Origin of the sequence: Mesorhizobium sp. M0659 (assembly GCF_040320605.1) — a bacterium.
Lineage (GTDB): Bacteria > Pseudomonadota > Alphaproteobacteria > Rhizobiales > Rhizobiaceae > Mesorhizobium.
Genome location: NZ_JAMYPY010000010.1, coordinates 115,286 through 133,180, shown reverse-complemented (window position 1 = coordinate 133,180; position 17,895 = coordinate 115,286). Strand labels below are relative to the sequence as shown.

The following is a 17,895-nucleotide window of genomic DNA, read 5'->3' as shown; positions in this document are numbered from 1 at the left end:
CGACATCGCGCTTGTTGCCACACTGGCCGATTTTGTGGCGAGGGCAAGGCGGCGCGGCCATCAGACAAACAGCCCGCGCTCTCTCTCGACTGCCTTGGTGATGAAGTTGGCGACGATCTGCACGCGGCGCAGTGGCCGGACCGATTCATGATAGACCAGCCAGTAGGCGCGGCGGATCGGCGTCACGATGTTAACGGGGATCAGCTCCGGCATAGAGCGGGCGACAAAGGTGTGCAAGATGCCGATGCCGGCGCCCGACCGCACCGCTTCGGCCTGGCCCAGCGCTGAGGAGATGGCGAAGCTGGTGCGCCAGTCCGGGCTGAACTCCGCCGCATAGTCGAGCGACGGGCTGACGATCAGGTCTGGGACATAGCCGATCAGCGTATGCTGGCCGAGTTCGGCAGCGGTCTCGGGTAAGCCGTGCGCCTGCGCATAGTCCCGCGAGGCAAACAGGCCGAGGGTGTAGTCGACCAGCTTTCCCGCCACCAGCCTGCCTTCGCTCGGCCGCTCGACGGTGATGGCGATGTCGGCCTCGCGCCGCGACAGCGAGAAGGAACGCGGCACCGGCACCAGCTGGATGGTGAGTTCGCGGTGCAGCGCGGTCAGCGCGCCAAGACGCGTGGCGAGGAATGCAACGCCAAACCCGTCGGGCGCGCCGATGCGCACCGTGCCTGAGATATCGTCGCCTTCGCCCGACACGGCGGAGCGCGCGGCGATCATGTCGGCTTCCATGCGCTCGGCAATATCGAGAAAGCGCTGGCCGGCCGGCGTCAGCTCGCTGCCGGTGGTAAGCCGGCGAAACAGTTTTGTCCGTAACGCATCCTCAAGCGCTGCGATGCGGCGCGAGACGGTGGCGTGATTGAGTTCCAGCCGCTTGGCGGCGCCAAGGATCTGCCCGGCACGGGCCACGGCGAGGAAGATGCGGACGTCATCCCAGTTCATTGGGGTGGTCCGGGCTAGCGGCGAACGCGGCGTTCTCGCCCACCCCCCTCTGGCCTGCCGGCCATCTCCCCCGCAAGGAGGGAGATTGGCAGCTCCGCCACCTGCGTCTCTTTTGGTGCGTTGAAGATTTGCGAAGGCGGCAGCCACATCTGATCTCCCCCCTTGCGGGGGAGATGTCCGGCAGGACAGAGGGGGGTGTGACGGAGCGCAACCTTCGGGCCTTTCAGCAATCTGTAATTTGCGGCAATTAATGCACACTCGTCCTTCGTTGTCTATTTCTTGCACAACGGTTGCGTTTCCCCTCGCGTTGCCTTCGCGCCTGCAAAGGGGTTGAATGCGCCATCACAAACTCAGGGAGAGAAACCATGATCGAATACGGTCATTTCATCGGCGGCAAGCATGTCGCCGGGACCAGCGGGCGCAAGCAGGACGTCATGCAGCCCATGGACGGCTCGGTGCGCGGCACGGTGGCGCTGGCTTCGCCGGCGGAACTGCGTGCGGCTGTCCTGAATGCCAAGGAAGCACAGATCAAATGGGCTGCGACCAACCCGCAGCGGCGTGTGCGCGTGCTGATGAAGTTTCTTGAACTGGTTTCCCGCGACTATGACGAACTGGCCGATCTCCTGGCGCGCGAGCACGGCAAGACCATCGCCGACGCCAAGGGCGACATCCAGCGCGGCCTCGAAGTGGTCGAAGTCTGCATCGGTGCGCCGCACATGATGAAGGGCGAGTTCACCGACGGCGCCGGCCCCGGCATCGATGTCTATTCGATGCGCCAGCCGCTTGGCGTCGTTGCCGGCATCACCCCGTTCAATTTCCCGGCGATGATCCCGTTGTGGAAGATTGCCCCGGCGCTGGCCTGCGGCAACGCCTTTATCCTGAAGCCTTCCGAGCGTGACCCTGGCGTGCCGATGCGCATCGCCGAACTGTTCCTCGAGGCTGGCCTGCCGGCTGGCGTTCTCAACGTCGTCAATGGCGACAAGGATGTCGTCGACGCCATCCTCGACGATCCTGATATCAAGGCTATCGGCTTTGTCGGCTCGACGCCGATCGCGCATTACATCTACTCGCGCGGCACGGCCGCGGGAAAACGCGTGCAGTGCTTCGGCGGCGCCAAGAACCACATGATCATCATGCCCGATGCCGACATGGACCAGACCGTCGACGCGCTGATCGGCGCGGGCTACGGCTCGGCCGGCGAGCGCTGCATGGCGATCTCGGTTGCCGTTCCCGTGGGCAACGACACCGCCAACCGGCTGATGGAAAAGCTCATCCCGCGTGTCGAAAGCCTCAAAGTCGGCCCGTCGACGGATTCGTCCGCCGATTTCGGCCCGCTGGTCACGGCGCAGGCATTGGAACGCGTCAAGGGTTATGTCGACACCGGCGTCAAGGAAGGCGCCAAGCTGGTCGTCGATGGCCGCGGCTTCTCCATGCAGGGCTACGAGGATGGCTACTATATGGGCGGCTGCCTGTTCGACAATGTGACGGCTGACATGCGCATCTACAAGGAAGAGATTTTTGGCCCGGTGCTGTCGGTGGTGCGTGCGCCGACCTATGAGAGCGCCATCAAGCTCGCCAACGATCATGAGATGGGCAATGGCGTCGCCATCTTCACCCGTGACGGGGATGCTGCTCGTGATTTTGCTTCGCGCGTCCAGGTCGGCATGGTCGGCATCAACGTGCCGATCCCGGTTCCGATCGCTTACTACACGTTCGGCGGCTGGAAGGCGTCGTCCTTCGGCGACCTCAACCAGCACGGCCCGGACGCGTTCCGCTTCTACACCAAGACCAAGACGGTGACCTCGCGCTGGCCCTCCGGCGTCAAGGACGGTGCCGAGTTCGTCATCCCGACGATGAACTGATCGGACGATTTCGAAGATCGGCAAGAAGGCCTGGGTTCAACGTCCCGGGCCTTTCTTTGTACGAAACCGACATTGGCCATCACGTTTAAGCGATGGAACCAAGAGCCTGTCATCTGCCTTAAATTGCATTCCTGCCGTGGTGCAGGCCATCAAAATAGCGCCGGTAGCAGCCGGGGTTCTCGTCTGGCGCAAGGAGGTGTCAGATGACACGACGTCTTGTGGCGGCGATGTTCTTTGCGGTGTTCGCGATGTCCGGCATCGCCCAGGCTAAAGCCGATCAATGCGCGGCGCGGACCGACTTGGTCAAGGCGCTCGGCGAGAAGTTCCACGAAAACCAAGCCGCTCGTGGCCTGGTGAACCCGAATGTGGTGCTTGAGATCTTCGTCTCCGACCAGGGCCCTGGACCATCCTGGCCACCGACACACGCGGCCAAAGCTGCATCATCACGGCTGGCGAAGGCTGGGACGGGGCGGCTATGGCAGCAGTCTTGCCGGGCACCTGATAAAAGAACCGGCCGGAAGTCTGGAGCAGACGGAGTTCAGCGTGTGGTCGCTATTTCGGCATGGCCGCGCAGCAGTGCCATCAGGCGTTTGGCGTCCTTGGCGGCAGCCTCTTCGTCGCCGGCCAGGATCGAGCGGATTAGCGCGACGTGGTGCTCGGCCGATTCGGCCAGTCCTGTGTCGGCCTTGTAGCGGAACCAGAAGCGGCGGCTGTGGGTCTGCAGGGGCGCGGCCAGACGGGCCGCAAACGGGTTGTCGGCGGCCATCGCCAAGGCCTCGTCGAGCGCCTTGTCGGCCTGGATGAAGGCCAGCACATTGCCCGAGATGACGGCCTTCTGCATGGCAAGGGCTGCCTCATGAAACAGGTCGGCGGCCTCACGGGTGACGAAGCGGGCGGCCGAGCGCGCCAGCACCACCTCGACACCGCGCCTGGCATCCAACACGCGCAGCCAGTCGCCGGGATGCAGCGGGGCAATTGCGATGCCGGCGCGTGGCCTGACATCCAGCAGTCCTTCCCAGGCGAGGCGCTGGATCGCTTCGCGCACCGGCGTGCGTCCTAGCGCCAGCTTTTCGATCAGCGCGCCTTCCGTCACGAAGCTCGCCGGCGCCAGTTCCAGCGTCACGATCATATGCTCGAGTACATGGTAGGCCTTGGCGGCGGCCGGCTCGGGGTATGCTGTCTCACTGGATAACAAAGGTGGGCTCCTGATATATCTTCCATATATCACAACGGATTCCGCATTGACAGCCGGTTTTCCAACAGATATACGGCTGATATATCAGATGGAGAGACGATCATGTGGACCGGAGTTTTCCCCGCCGTCACGACCAAATTCACCGAAGACGACCGCCTCGACCATGCCGAAATGGAGCGCTGCTTTGCCTTGCAGATGGAGGCAGGCTGCGACGGTATCATCGTCTGCGGTTCGCTCGGCGAAGGGCCGATGCTGTCGCATGACGAGAAGATCGAGGTGCTGAAGACGGCGCAGAAAGTTGCAGGCAACAAGCCGGTGCTGCTGACGGTCAACGAGGCGGGCACCCGTGAAGCCGCAAGCATCGCCAGGCGCGCCGCAAAGGAGGGTGCCAACGGCCTGATGGTGGTGCCGAGCCCGATCTATCACACCAACCCGGAAGAGACGGTCGCCGCCTTGCGCGCCGTCGCTCAGGCCGGCGACCTGCCGGTGATGATCTACTCCAACCGCCTCGCCTACCGCGTCGACGTCACCGTCGACCAGCTGGAAGAACTGGCCGCCGACAAGCGCTTCGTCGCCATCAAGGAGTCGTCCGACGACATCCGCCGCTCGACAGAGATCATCAACCGCTTCGGCGACCGCTACGATTTGTTCACCGGCGTCGACAATCTCGCCTTCGAGGCGCTGTCGGTGGGCGCCATCGGCTGGGTGGCGGGTCTGGTCGTCGCCTTCCCGCGCGAGACCGTCGCCATCTACCAGCTGATGAAGCAGGGCCGCCGCGAGGAGGCGCTTTCGATCTACCGCTGGTTCCGGCCGCTGCTCGATCTCGATGTCTCGACCTATCTGGTCCAAAACATCAAGCTTGCCGAAGTGCTCGCGATCGACACAAATGACCGCGTGCGCATGCCGCGCCAGCCGCTGTCGGGCGAGCGCCGCAAAGCGGTCGAGAAGATCGTCAAGGACGCGCTGGCGGTACGGCCGAAGCTGCCGCAGTTCTGAAGGCTTTCTTCTCCCCGTGCACGTGCACGGGGAGAAGATGGCGGCAGCCAGATGAGGGGCAGCGCCGACGTGCAAGGAAATTCCAGGGACACAGAGGAGGGCCGCCGCCCCTCATCCGCCCTTCGGGCCCCGCAGCCCTTCGCTGGCGCTCCGGGCGTTCGTCGTTCGGAAAGCCAAGCAGTCGGCTTTTCCACCGCTTCGCGGACCACTCCTCACCCCCGTGAACGGGGAGAAGGGGTAGATATCGCCATTGTCGGTGGCGGCATTGTCGGCATCTGCGCGGCGGCCATGCTGGCCGAGGCCGGGCGCAGCGTCACGGTCTTCGACCGCACCGGCATCTGCGAGGAGACGAGCTCCGGCAATGCCGCCGCCTTCGCCTTCTCCGACGTGCTGCCGCTGGCGCATAAGGGCATGATGCGGCACTTGCCGAAATGGCTTGCCGATCCGCTCGGGCCACTCAGCATCCCGCCGGCCTACTTGCCGAAGCTGTTGCCTTGGCTGTTGCGCTTCTGGCGCGCTGGCGCACCAGAAAAATATGAGGCGAGCCTTGCTGCTCAGGCAGGCATGATGAAGCTCGCCGAGGCTGAATGGATGGGCCTGCTCGACCGTTCCGGCACGCGGCTGATGCTGCGCGAGGACGGCTCGCTGGAGCTTTATGAAAGCGAGGCCGAATTTCAGGCCGGGCTGCCGGGCTGGGCGGCGCGCGAGCGCTTCGGCATCGGCTTTCGCCATGTCGAAGGCGACGAACTGGCGCGGCTGCAGCCGGGACTGTCGCCGCGCTTCATCAAGGGCACCTTCGTGCCGGGCTGGAAGACCGTCGCCGATCCGAAACTGCTCGGCAAGGGGGTGTGGGCCTATGCCGAAAGGCTGGGCGCGCGTTTCGAAAAGGCGCGCATAGAGCGCGTCGCCGCCAATCCTGATGGCGCGACGCTGACGCTGACGGACGGCACGACCAGGCAGGCAAGACATCTTGTCGTGGCCGCCGGGGCATGGTCGCATCTGCTGACGAAGGCGCTTGGCGACACCATCCCGCTCGAAACCGAGCGCGGCTACAACACGACACTGCCGAAGACCGCTTTCGACGTGCAGCGGATGCTGATCTTTTCCGGCCATGGCTTCGTCATCACGCCACTCGAGACGGGCTTGCGCGTCGGCGGCGCCGTCGAGTTGGGCGGTCTCGACCGGCCGCCGAATTTTGCGCGTTCGAAGGCCATGCTGGAAAAAGCCAGACAATTCCTTCCGGGGCTGGACGCGTCAGGTGGCCGCGAGTGGATGGGGTGTCGCCCGTCGCTGCCGGATTCGTTGCCCGTCATCGGCACGGCGCGCACCGCGTCCAACGTCGTCTACGCCTTTGGCCATGGCCATCTCGGCCTGACCCAGGCCGCGGCCAGCGGCCGCTTGATCCGCGATCTTGTTCTCGGGCAAACTTCGCCGATCGATCTTGCTCCCTTCAGCCCGCAACGGTTTTGAGTTCGAGGAAATCATGGCCAAAAAATCCTTCTTTTGCATCGACGGCCATACCTGCGGTAATCCGGTGCGGCTGGTCGCCGGCGGCGGCCCTTTGCTTCAGGGGCCGACGATGATGGAGCGGCGGGCGCATTTCCTGGCGGAGTATGACTGGATCCGCACCGGGCTGATGTTCGAGCCGCGCGGCCACGATGTCATGTCGGGCTCGATCCTCTATCCGCCGACGCGCGAGGATTGCGACATAGCCATCCTGTTCATCGAGACGTCGGGCTGCCTGCCGATGTGCGGCCACGGCACGATCGGCACGGTGACGATGGCCATCGAACATGGGCTGATCAAGCCGAAGACACCCGGCGTGCTCCGGCTCGACACACCGGCCGGGCTGGTTATCGCCGAATACAAACAAGTCGGCGACTATGTCGAGGAGGTGCGCATCACGAATGTGCCGTCCTTCCTTTATGCCGAGGGACTGACGGTCGACTGCCCGCAGCTTGGCGAGATCACTGTCGATGTCGCCTATGGCGGCAATTTCTACGCAATCGTCGAGCCGCAGGCGAATTTTCGCGACATGGCTGATTATTCCGCCAGCGATTTCATCGCCTGGAGCCCCGTCGTGCGGCAGCGGCTCAACGAGAAGTACTCGTTCGTGCATCCGGAAAACGCCGGCATCAACCGGCTGTCCCACATGCTGTGGACGGGCGAGCCGACAATGGCGGGCGCGGATGCGCGCAACGCGGTCTTCTATGGCGACAAGGCGATCGACCGCTCACCTTGCGGCACCGGCACCTCGGCGCGCATGGCGCAGCTCCATGCCAAGGGCAAGCTCAAGGCCGGCGACAGTTTTGTCCACGAATCGATCATCGGCTCGCTGTTCAAGGGCAAGGTCGAGAGGGACGTCACTGTTGCCGGCAAGCCGGCCATCATTCCTTCGATAGGCGGCTGGGCCCGGATGACCGGCCTGAACACCATCTTCATCGACGACCGCGATCCGTTCGCGCACGGTTTTGTGGTTAAGTGATGCGGTAGGCTGCCGATCATCCACCGAGACCAGGACTTGGACCCAGAGCGGGACCTCTTGGCAAACCAGTCAGCGAAAGGTTAGCGCGTTGGGCGAGGCATCCACCGCCATAAGTCGGGAAGTAACCCATGTTGCAGCTGGCCAGTACGGAATGTGGCTAAAAAACGAAACCCGCCAACAACGCAAGGATTCGTCTCATCACCGAATTTTGACCGGGATTTCTTCGAAATGAGGTCGCTGGCCCGGCTGAATCGTCAAAGACATTGCGTTATGCCAATGATAGGGTCCGCGATAGTCCAGGGGTCGGGAGCAAAAAAACGGGCAATCGGAAGGCGTGCCGGCAAAACACGCTCGACGTTTGAAAAATCACGTTGCAATCCGGGCTCGAAACTTTACGACTAGGGGAAATACGAAAAGGAATGCGTCTGCATGGGCGACATTCCAGGGGAGCCATGTACACATGCAGTACTTTGTCCAGCAGCTTATCAATGGGCTGACGCTGGGATCGATCTATGGGCTGATCGCAATCGGCTACACGATGGTCTACGGCATCATCGGCATGATCAACTTCGCCCACGGCGACATTTTCATGGTCGGGGCATTCGCCGCCCTCGTTGTCTTCCTCATCCTCGGCTCCTTGTTCTATTCGGTCCCGGTCGTCCTGGCGCTGCTGATCATGATGATTGTGGCGATGCTGCTCACCAGCCTCTACAACTGGACGATCGAGAAGGTGGCCTACCGGCCGCTGCGCGGTTCGTTCCGGCTGGCGCCGCTGATCACCGCCATCGGCATGTCGATCGCGCTGTCGAACTTCATCCAGGTGACGCAAGGTCCGCGCAACAAGCCGATCCCGCCGATGGTCAGCCAAGTCTACAACATCAACGGCATCAGCGTGTCGCTGAAGCAGATCATCATCGTCGTCGTCACCGCCCTGCTGCTGGCGCTGTTCTGGTACCTGGTCAACAGGACTTCCCTCGGCCGGGCGCAAAGGGCGTGCGAGCAGGACCGCAAGATGGCGGCGCTGCTCGGTGTCGATGTCGACCGTACGATCTCGATCACCTTTATCATGGGTGCAGCGCTTGCGGCCGTCGCGGGCACGTTGTTCCTGATGTATTACGGCGTCATCGCCTTTTCCGACGGCTTTGTGCCGGGGGTCAAGGCCTTCACCGCGGCCGTTCTCGGCGGCATCGGGTCTCTGCCGGGCGCGGTGCTTGGCGGGCTTTTGATCGGCTTCATCGAGAGCATGTGGTCGGCGTATTTCTCGATCGACTACAAGGACGTCGCGGCGTTCTCGATCCTGGCGATCGTGCTGATCTTCCTGCCTTCCGGCATTTTGGGCCGGCCAGAAGTCGAAAAGGTCTGAGACAATGGCGGTTTCCGTATCCTCGGAGCGCGACACCGTCGCGTCCCCCGTGCAGCGTGCATTGCGCGAAGCGTTCTATGCCGGCGCCATCTCGCTGGGGTTGTTCATTCTCTTCATCGGCCTGAAGACCGACCAGAACATCAGCAACCAGTTGATCCTGGTGCAGCGCTGGTTGCTGCTCATCACCGTGGTCGTGCTGACCATGCTTGGCCGCTTCTTCTACATTGCCTATGGCCAGCCGTTCATGGCCAATCAGAAGATCACCAATGTCGCCACCGGCCTATTGCCGGCGAGCGTCGCGTCGCGCTTCTTCCTGCTTCCGGCCTTCATCGTCGCCGTCGTGCTGGCGGTTGTCCTGGTTGCGTTCGGCAGCGCCCTGCCGGCGTTGGTAGGACCCGATCTGGCCGGCTACCTTCAGTTCCTGCGCGCATTGGCCGTCATTTACGCGCTCGCTTGCGTGATCTTCTATTTCCGCTCCTTCATCCACGCCAATTTCACCAAGCTCGGCATTGCGGCGCTGGTGCTATACCCGATCCTCGTCGTCGTTGTGCTGTCGATCTACGCGTGGTCGATAACCGGCGGCCTGCAGGGCTCGTTGAAGTGGGTCGACAATTTCGGCATCCAGATCCTGATCTATGTGATGCTGGCCTGGGGGCTGAACATCGTCGTCGGCCTCGCCGGCCTGCTCGATCTCGGCTACGTCGCCTTTTACGCGGTCGGCGCCTATGCCTATGCGTTGCTCGGTTCGCAATACGGCCTGTCGTTCTGGATCCTGCTGCCGGCCGCCGGCGCCATGGCCGCCTTCTGGGGCGTTATGCTCGGATTTCCGGTGCTCAGGCTTCGTGGCGATTACCTGGCGATCGTGACCCTGGCCTTCGGCGAGATCATCCGCCTGGTGCTGATCAACTGGCGTGAAGTCACCAACGGCTCGGCCGGCATCTCCGGCATCCCGAAGGTCACCTTCTTCGGCCTGATGACGTTCAATTCGACGGACCCGAACTACATCGGCAAGGTGCTGCACATCGCCCAGTCGAGCGCCTACTACAAGATCTTCCTCTACTATCTCATTCTCGGGCTGGCGCTGCTGACCGCGTTCGTCACCATCAGGCTCAGGCGCATGCCTGTCGGCCGCGCCTGGGAAGCGCTGCGCGAGGACGAGATTGCCTGCCGCTCGCTTGGCATCAACACCACCACCACCAAGCTCACCGCCTTTGCCACCGGCGCCATGTTCGGCGGTTTTGCCGGCGCCTTCTTCGCCGCACGGCAAGGCTTCGTCAGCCCTGAATCTTTCGTCTTCCTGGAATCGGCGATAATCCTGGCCATCGTGGTGCTCGGCGGCATGGGCTCGCTGGTCGGCATCGCGGTCGCCGCGCTGGTGATGATCGGCGGCACCGAGGCGCTGCGCGAACTCGATTTCCTGAAAAGTGTCTTCGGAAAAGATTTCACCCCGGAGCTTTACCGCATGCTTTTGTTCGGCATGGCGATGGTCATCGTCATGCTGTGGAAGCCGCGCGGCTTTGTCGGCAGCCGTGAACCGACGGCCTTCCTCAGTGAACGAAAAGCGGTCTCCTCCTCCTTCACCAAGGAAGGGCACGGCTGATGAGCGCGACCTCCATTCAGAAGACCAATCCGGGTATGAAAGACGCCATCCTCCAGGTCGAGCATCTTTCGATGAAGTTCGGCGGCCTGATCGCCATCGGCGACCTGTCGTTCCAGGCCAAGCGCGGCGAGATCACCGCGCTGATCGGACCCAATGGCGCCGGCAAGACCACCGTCTTCAATTGCATCACCGGCTTCTACAAGCCGTCGGAAGGCATGATTACGCTCAACCGGGCCGACGGCTCGAGCTTCCTGCTCGAACGGCTGCCCAATCACGAGATCCCGGCGCGCGCCAAGGTGGCGCGCACCTTCCAGAACATCCGCCTGTTCTCGGGCATGACGCTGCTGGAGAATCTGCTGGTTGCCCAGCACAACAAGCTGATGAAGGCATCCGGCTATACGATCCTGGGCCTGTTCGGGATCGGCGGCTACCGCAGGGCCTCGGCTGAATCGGTGGAGCTTGCCAAGCACTGGCTGGAGAAGGCTGATCTTGTCGATCGCGCCGACGATCCGGCCGGCGACCTGCCCTATGGCGCGCAGCGGCGCCTCGAGATTGCGCGCGCCATGTGCACAGGGCCTGAACTTCTGTGCCTCGACGAGCCTGCGGCCGGTCTCAATCCGAAGGAGTCGGCTGCGCTGAATTCGCTGCTGATGGACATCAAGAGCAGTACCTCGATCCTGCTGATCGAACATGACATGTCGGTGGTCATGCAGATTTCCGACCATGTCGTGGTGCTTGAATATGGCCGCAAGATTTCCGACGGCAGCCCGCAATCGGTGCGTACCGACCCGCGCGTCATCGCCGCCTATCTCGGCGTCGACGACGAGGAGGTCGAGACGGTGCTGACCGAGGTCGGCGATAAAGACGTCATCGAGCAGCTGGACATCGGGCCGGATTCGGCTCACGGACCAGGCACATCGTCTTCCTATCTCGCCGGCCCGGTAAGCGACACGATCGGCCACAGCCAGGGCGAGCGGGTCACAGTGTCGAAGGGAGCTTCAAAGGCCACCCAATACGATACAAGAGCCAACTCCGCGCCAAGAGCACCGTCCGAGCGTCTAACGGCCAAGTCCAAGCCGGCGGCCACCAAATCCCCGACAGGCAAGCCGCGCGGAGGGCGTAAGTGATGGCCGAGACAACGCTGCTCGACATCAAGGGCGTCGAGACCTACTACGGCAACATCAAGGCGCTGAACGGCGTCGATGTCCACGTCAACCAGGGCGAGATCGTCGCGCTGATCGGCGCCAACGGCGCCGGCAAGTCGACGCTGATGATGACCATCTTCGGTGCGCCGCGCGCTCGTGCCGGCTCAATCACTTTCGCCGGCACCGACATCACCCAGATGCCGACGCACGAGATCGCCCGCATGCGCATTGCGCAGTCGCCGGAAGGCAGGCGCATTTTCCCGCGCATGACGGTGATGGAAAACCTGCAGATGGGCGCCGGTCTCGACAATCTCAAGCACTATGACGAAGATGCCGAGAAGGTGTTCGCGCTGTTCCCGCGCCTCAAGGAGCGCATTGCCCAGCGCGGCGGCACGCTGTCGGGCGGCGAGCAGCAGATGCTGTCGATCGGACGTGCGCTGATGGCGCGGCCGAAGCTGCTGCTGCTCGACGAGCCGTCACTGGGTCTGGCGCCGCTGATCGTCAAGCAGATCTTCGATGCCATCCGCGAGCTGAACCGCACGCAAGGGCTGACCGTGTTCCTGGTCGAGCAGAACGCCTTCGGCGCGCTCAAACTCGCCACGCGCGGCTATGTCATGGTCAACGGCAACGTGACCATGAGCGGCACAGGCAAGGAATTGCTCGCCAATCCGGAAGTGCGGGCGGCCTATCTCGAAGGCGGCCATCACTGATTTTGGAGCGGAATGTATGCATACGGTATTCCGCTCCAACTTGTTTGTTTGTCGCATGACCTTTGTCCGAAAAGTCTGCAACTTTTCGGGATCATGCTAGGAGTCTTCATCATGCAAGGCATTCTTCACGAGGAACCTTCCATCTGGCAGTTCTTCTTCGTCACCTGTCTGCTCGGCGGCTGGGCGGCATGGATGACCGGCAAGGCTAGCGCCCAGACATGGCGCAGCCTGCCGGCGCTGTTCGCCTATCTGCTGGGTCTCGGCATCGGCATCAGGTTCATCCATCATGCCTTGTTCGGCGGCACGATGTTTTCGCTGCAATACTATGTCGTGGACACAATCGTGCTCATGATATTGGGGTTTGTCGGCTATCAATACACGCGTACGAACCAGATGGTGACGCAGTATAATTGGCTTTACGAACGGGCTTCGATCTTAAGCTGGAAACCGAAAGGTTGACGTTCATCATTAACGCCGTTCCGGGGATGAATCGGCGTGACAAGGGCCTGAAAATCGGCAAAGTACGCTTTCTGCGATAAGGGTGGGCATCGCATGAAAGTTTCATCCACGCCCACCTCGTAAATGGGAGCGTTTAAATGAAGAAATCACTTTTGTCCGCCGTTGCCCTGACCGCGCTTGTCGCGTTCGGTGGCAATGCATGGGCTGACGTTATCGTCGGCGTCGCAGGTCCGATCACCGGTCCGAATGCGGCCTTCGGTGCGCAGCTGCAGAAGGGTGCGGAAGCGGCCGTTGCCGACATCAACGCAGCAGGCGGCATGAACGGCGAGCAGATCAAGCTCGAAGTCGGCGACGACGTCTCCGATCCGAAGCAGGGCATTTCGGTCGGCAACAAGTTCGTCGGCGACGGCGTGAAGTTCGTGATCGGCCACTTCAACTCGGGCGTCTCGATCCCGGTTTCGCAGGAAGTCTACGTCGACAACAACATCGTCGAAGTGACGCCTGCGGCGACCAACCCGAAATTCACCGAGCGCGGCCTGTGGAACGTGTTCCGCACCTGCGGACGCGATGACCAGCAGGGCGGCATCGCCGGCGGCTATATCGCGACCAACTTCAAGGACGCCAAGGTTGCCGTCATCCACGACAAGACCCCCTATGGTCAGGGCCTTGCCGACGAGACCAAGAAGGCGATGAACGCAGCCGGCCTGACCGAAGTCATGTACGAAGGCGTCAATGTCGGCGACAAGGACTTCTCGGCGCTGATTGCCAAGATGAAGGATGCCGGTGTTACCCTGATCTATTGGGGCGGCCTGCATACCGAAGCCGGCCTGATCATCCGCCAGTCGGCGGACCAGGGCCTCAAGGCTACCCTGATGTCGGGCGACGGCATCGTCACCGACGAGCTGGCTGCGATCGCCGGCGATGCGGTTATCGGCACGCTCAACACCTTCGGTCCCGATCCGCGCCTGATCCCCGAGAACAAGGCACTGGTCGAGAAGTTCCGCGCTCAGGGCTTCGAGCCGGAAGCCTACACTCTCTACTCCTACGCCGCCATGCAGGTGATCGCCGAGGCTGCTGCCGTGGCCAAGTCGAACGACCCCGTGGAAGTGGCCAAGGCGCTGCACGAGAAGGGCCCGTTCAAGACCGTTCTGGGCGATCTCGCCTATGACGCGAAGGGCGATCCGAAGCTCCCGGGCTACATCATGTACGAATGGAAGAAGGGTCCGGACGGCAAGATCTCCTGGTTCCCGAAGTCGTAATTCGAAACGCAGCTCTATGGAATGCCCGGCGCTCGCGCCGGGCATTTTTGTTGGTGACAGGGCGGCAGCGAGGGTGGCTGGACAAGCCGTTAGCCGGGGTCGAATTTGTGCGGGCACGACAATTAGCGTCACCTCGCGGCGCCAATCGCACGCAGCTTTTCGAGCCGTGGTGCTAGAATCGCATTTAAATCGGTTTAATCTCTCCTCGATTTTGGTTGCACTGCAGCATTTTCGCGTTAATCATGCCTCCGCCCCATCCCTCCCTGTCCGGAGCCTCCTTCCTTGGCCATCACGAAGATCCTCGTCGCCAACAGGTCCGAAATTGCCATCCGCGTCTTTCGCGCGGCAAACGAGCTCGGCCTCAAAACCGTGGCGATCTGGGCCGAGGAGGACAAATATTCACTTCATCGGTTCAAGGCCGATGAAAGCTACCAAGTCGGGCGCGGGCCGCATCTGGCCAGGGACATGGGGCCGATCGAAAGCTATCTGTCGATCGAGGAAGTGATCCGGGTCGCCAGGCTGTCCGGCGCCGACGCCATCCACCCGGGCTATGGCCTCCTGTCGGAAAGCCCTGAATTCGCAGATGCCTGCGCCGAGGCCGGCATCACCTTCATCGGACCGAAGCCCGACACGATGCGCCGGCTCGGCAACAAGGTCGCCGCGCGCAATCTGGCCATCGAGGTTGGCGTGCCGGTGGTGCCGGCAACCGAACCGCTGCCGGACGACATGGAAGCAGTCAAGCAGCTCGCCAAGACAGTCGGCTATCCGGTGATGCTCAAGGCATCATGGGGCGGCGGCGGGCGCGGCATGCGCGCCATCCGCGCGGAAGCCGACCTCGCCCGCGAGGTGATGGAAGGCAAGCGCGAGGCCAAGGCCGCCTTCGGCAAGGACGAGGTCTATCTCGAAAAGCTGATCGAGCGCGCTCGCCATGTCGAGGTCCAGGTGCTCGGCGACACGCATGGCAACGCTGTACATCTGTTCGAGCGCGACTGCTCGATCCAGCGCCGCAACCAGAAGGTCGTCGAACGGGCGCCGGCGCCCTATCTCAGCGAGGCATTGCGCCAGGAGCTTTGCGGCTATGCGCTCAAGATCGCGCGCGAGACCAGCTATATCGGCGCCGGTACGGTGGAATTCCTGCAGGACGCCGACACCGGCAAATTCTACTTCATCGAGGTCAATCCGCGCATCCAGGTCGAGCACACCGTCACCGAGCAGGTGACCGGCATCGACATCGTCAAGGCGCAGATCCACATACTGGACGGCTTTGCCATCGGCACGAAAGAGTCGGGCGTGCCGGCGCAGGCCGATATCAGGCTGAACGGTCACGCGCTGCAGTGCCGCATAACGACCGAGGATCCGGAGCATAGTTTCATTCCGGACTACGGCCGCATCACCGCTTATCGCGAAGCCGCCGGTTTCGGCATCCGCCTCGACGGCGGCACCGCCTATTCGGGCGCGGTCATCACCCGCTTTTACGATCCGCTGCTGGAGAAGGTGACTGCCTGGGCCCCGACACCGGCCGAGGCGATCGCCCGCATGAACCGGGCCTTGCGCGAGTTCCGCATCCGCGGCGTGGCGACCAACCTCACCTTCCTCGAGGCAATCATCAACCACCCGCGCTTCGCCGACAATTCCTACACGACCAGGTTCATCGACACGACGCCGGAGCTGTTCGCGCAGGTGAAGCGGCAGGATCGAGCCACCAAGCTGCTCAACTATCTGGCCGACGTCAGCGTCAACGGCCATCCCGAAACCCGCGGCCGTCCGATGCCCAAGGCCGATGCGGCAGCGCCCGTCGTGCCCTATCTCAACGGCAATGTGCCTGATGGCAGCAAGCAGAAGCTCGACACGCTGGGGCCGGAGAAATTCGCTGCCTGGATGCGTGAGCAAAAAGAGGTGCTGGTCACCGACACGACGATGCGCGACGGCCACCAGTCGCTGCTCGCCACCCGCATGCGTACGCATGACATTGCCGGCATTGCCGGCACCTATGCGCGGGCGCTGCCGCGGCTGCTGTCGCTGGAATGCTGGGGCGGCGCCACTTTCGACGTCGCCATGCGCTTCCTGACCGAGGATCCGTGGGAGCGGCTGAGCAAAGTGCGCGAAGCGGCCCCCAACCTTTTGCTGCAGATGCTTCTGCGCGGCGCCAACGGCGTCGGCTACACCAACTATCCCGACAATGTGGTGCAACATTTCGTCAGCCAGGCGGCGGCCGGCGGCGTCGACCTGTTCCGCGTATTCGACTGCCTGAACTGGGTCGAGAATATGCGCGTCGCCATGGACGCGGTGGGCGCCGAGGGCAAGCTGGTCGAAGCGGCGATCTGCTACACCGGCGACATCCTCGATCCGGCGCGCGCCAAATACGACCTTAAATACTATGTCGGGCTGGCGAAGGAATTGCAGGCCGCCGGCGCCCATATCATCGCCGTCAAGGACATGGCCGGGCTTTTGAAGCCGGCTGCCGCCCGCGTGCTGTTCAAAGCGCTGCGCGAGGCGACCGACCTGCCGATCCATTTCCACACCCACGACACGTCAGGCCTGTCGGCGGCGACGGTGCTGGCCGGCGTGGAAAGCGGCGTCGACGCCATCGACGCGGCGATGGATTCCTTCTCCGGCAACACCTCGCAGCCTTGCCTGGGCTCGATCGTCGAGGCGCTGAAGGGAACCGAGCGCGATCCCGGCCTCGATCCGCAATGGATCCGCAAAATCTCCTTCTACTGGGAAGCGGTGCGCAACCAGTATGCCGCCTTCGAAAGCGACCTCAAGGGGCCAGCCTCGGAAGTCTATCTGCACGAAATGCCGGGCGGCCAGTTCACCAACCTCAAGGAACAGGCGCGTTCGCTGGGGCTGGAAACGCGTTGGCACGAGGTGGCACAAGCCTATCACGACGTCAATTTGATGTTCGGTGACATCGTCAAGGTGACGCCGTCGTCCAAGGTGGTCGGCGACATGGCGCTGATGATGGTGAGCCAGGATCTGACCGTTGCCGACGTCGAAAACCCAGCCAAGGACATCGCCTTCCCGGACTCGGTCGTCTCGATGCTGCGCGGGGATCTCGGCCAGTCGCCCGGCGGCTGGCCTGCGAAGCTGCAGAAGAAGGCATTGAAGGAAACCAAGCCGATCACCGTACGGCCGGGCTCGCTGCTCAAGCCAGCCGACCTCAAGGCCAGCCGCAGGGAGATCGAGCAGAAGCTGGAGCGCAAGCTCTCGGAGTACGAATTCGCCTCCTGGCTGATGTATCCGAAGGTGTTCACCGACTTCGCCGCCGCGCAGGAAACCTACGGGCCGGTCAGTGTGCTGCCGACGCCGACCTATTTCTACGGCATGAAGTCCGAGGATGAGATCTTCCTGGACATCGAAAAAGGCAAGACGCTTGTAGTGCGCTGCCTTGCGATCGGCGACGTCGATGAGAAGGGCATGGTCACCGTGTTCTTCGAGCTCAACGGCCAGCCGCGCCGTGTCCGGGTGCCGGACAGGGCGCATGGCGCCTCGGCGGCCAAGGCTCGGCGCAAGGCCGAGCCCGGCAACGAGGCGCATGTCGGCGCGCCGATGCCGGGCGTGGTCTCCGCCCTTTCGGTTGCCGCCGGCCAAGCTGTCAAGGCCGGCGACGTGCTGTTGTCGATCGAAGCCATGAAGATGGAGACGGCCCTGCATGCCGAGCGCGACGGCACAGTGGCCGAAGTGCTGGTCAAGGCCGGCGATCAGATCGATGCGAAGGATCTGTTGATCGCGTTTGGCTGACGCGCGGATCCATCACACTGGGGACGGCTGGCAGCAGCCGTTCACGAAGCGCCGATAATGGCTTGACCCGCCGCGCCTGCTCGGGCATCGAACCCGCTCCAATTTACCGCGCCAGAATCGCGGTGCGAAAAAGTAGTG

The 17,895-nt window shown here is 62.7% G+C and carries 12 protein-coding genes and 1 pseudogene; 11 read left to right on the top strand and 2 right to left on the bottom strand.

From position 1 onward, the window contains the following. Positions 1–60 precede the first annotated feature (60 nt). Positions 61–942: a LysR family transcriptional regulator gene (locus tag NKI31_RS17985; protein WP_023668708.1), complete on the bottom strand. Its 882-nt coding sequence runs from the start codon at positions 940–942 to the stop codon at positions 61–63. Positions 943–1,307: 365 nt separating this feature from the next. Here NKI31_RS17985 and NKI31_RS17980 point away from each other — a divergent pair, with 365 nt between their 5' ends. After that, positions 1,308–2,804, top strand: coding sequence for a CoA-acylating methylmalonate-semialdehyde dehydrogenase (locus tag NKI31_RS17980; protein ID WP_352652230.1), 1,497 nt, complete (start codon positions 1,308–1,310; stop codon positions 2,802–2,804). A 538-nt stretch (positions 2,805–3,342) separates the two neighbouring features. Here NKI31_RS17980 and NKI31_RS17975 read toward each other — a convergent pair. After that, complete coding sequence (locus tag NKI31_RS17975; protein ID WP_502899150.1) at positions 3,343–4,032, bottom strand: GntR family transcriptional regulator; 690 nt, start codon at positions 4,030–4,032, stop codon at positions 3,343–3,345. 69 nt (positions 4,033–4,101) lie between these two features. On the opposite strand from NKI31_RS17975, the gene NKI31_RS17970 reads away from it, so the two are divergent. From NKI31_RS17970 to pyc, 10 genes and pseudogenes are all read left to right on the top strand, one after another. Further along, positions 4,102–4,995 carry a dihydrodipicolinate synthase family protein gene (locus NKI31_RS17970; protein WP_352652228.1) on the top strand — a complete coding sequence of 298 codons (894 nt, stop codon included), beginning with the start codon at positions 4,102–4,104 and terminating at the stop codon, positions 4,993–4,995. A 51-nt stretch (positions 4,996–5,046) separates the two neighbouring features. Next, positions 5,047–6,465: an NAD(P)/FAD-dependent oxidoreductase gene (locus NKI31_RS17965; RefSeq protein WP_280938707.1), complete on the top strand. Its 1,419-nt coding sequence runs from the start codon at positions 5,047–5,049 to the stop codon at positions 6,463–6,465. 13 nt (positions 6,466–6,478) lie between these two features. After that, complete coding sequence (locus NKI31_RS17960; RefSeq protein ID WP_352652227.1) at positions 6,479–7,480, top strand: 4-hydroxyproline epimerase; 1,002 nt, start codon at positions 6,479–6,481, stop codon at positions 7,478–7,480. A gap of 460 nt (positions 7,481–7,940) precedes the next feature. Beyond that, the gene (locus NKI31_RS17955) at positions 7,941–8,843 is read left to right on the top strand and encodes a branched-chain amino acid ABC transporter permease (RefSeq protein ID WP_023668715.1); all 903 of its coding nucleotides are present in this window, start codon (positions 7,941–7,943) and stop codon (positions 8,841–8,843) included. Positions 8,844–8,847: 4 nt separating this feature from the next. Next, complete coding sequence (gene livM / locus NKI31_RS17950) at positions 8,848–10,443, top strand: high-affinity branched-chain amino acid ABC transporter permease LivM (protein WP_023684138.1); 1,596 nt, start codon at positions 8,848–8,850, stop codon at positions 10,441–10,443. Further along, positions 10,443–11,549: pseudogene (locus NKI31_RS17945) on the top strand (ABC transporter ATP-binding protein); the annotation flags it as partial. The gene livM and the pseudogene NKI31_RS17945, both read left to right, overlap by 1 nt. Before the next feature lie 20 nt (positions 11,550–11,569). Then, positions 11,570–12,298, top strand: a complete 729-nt coding sequence (locus NKI31_RS17940; RefSeq protein WP_023668718.1) for an ABC transporter ATP-binding protein — start codon at positions 11,570–11,572, stop codon at positions 12,296–12,298. Positions 12,299–12,409: 111 nt separating this feature from the next. Further along, positions 12,410–12,757, top strand: a complete 348-nt coding sequence (locus tag NKI31_RS17935; protein ID WP_023668719.1) for a DUF6867 family protein — start codon at positions 12,410–12,412, stop codon at positions 12,755–12,757. Positions 12,758–12,894: 137 nt separating this feature from the next. Next, a complete protein-coding gene (locus NKI31_RS17930; protein ID WP_023668720.1) occupies positions 12,895–14,016 on the top strand; it encodes a branched-chain amino acid ABC transporter substrate-binding protein in 1,122 nt (373 codons plus the stop codon). Positions 14,017–14,298: 282 nt separating this feature from the next. Further along, positions 14,299–17,757, top strand: coding sequence for a pyruvate carboxylase (gene pyc, locus NKI31_RS17925; protein WP_352652226.1), 3,459 nt, complete (start codon positions 14,299–14,301; stop codon positions 17,755–17,757). The last annotated feature ends 138 nt before the right edge of the window (positions 17,758–17,895 follow it).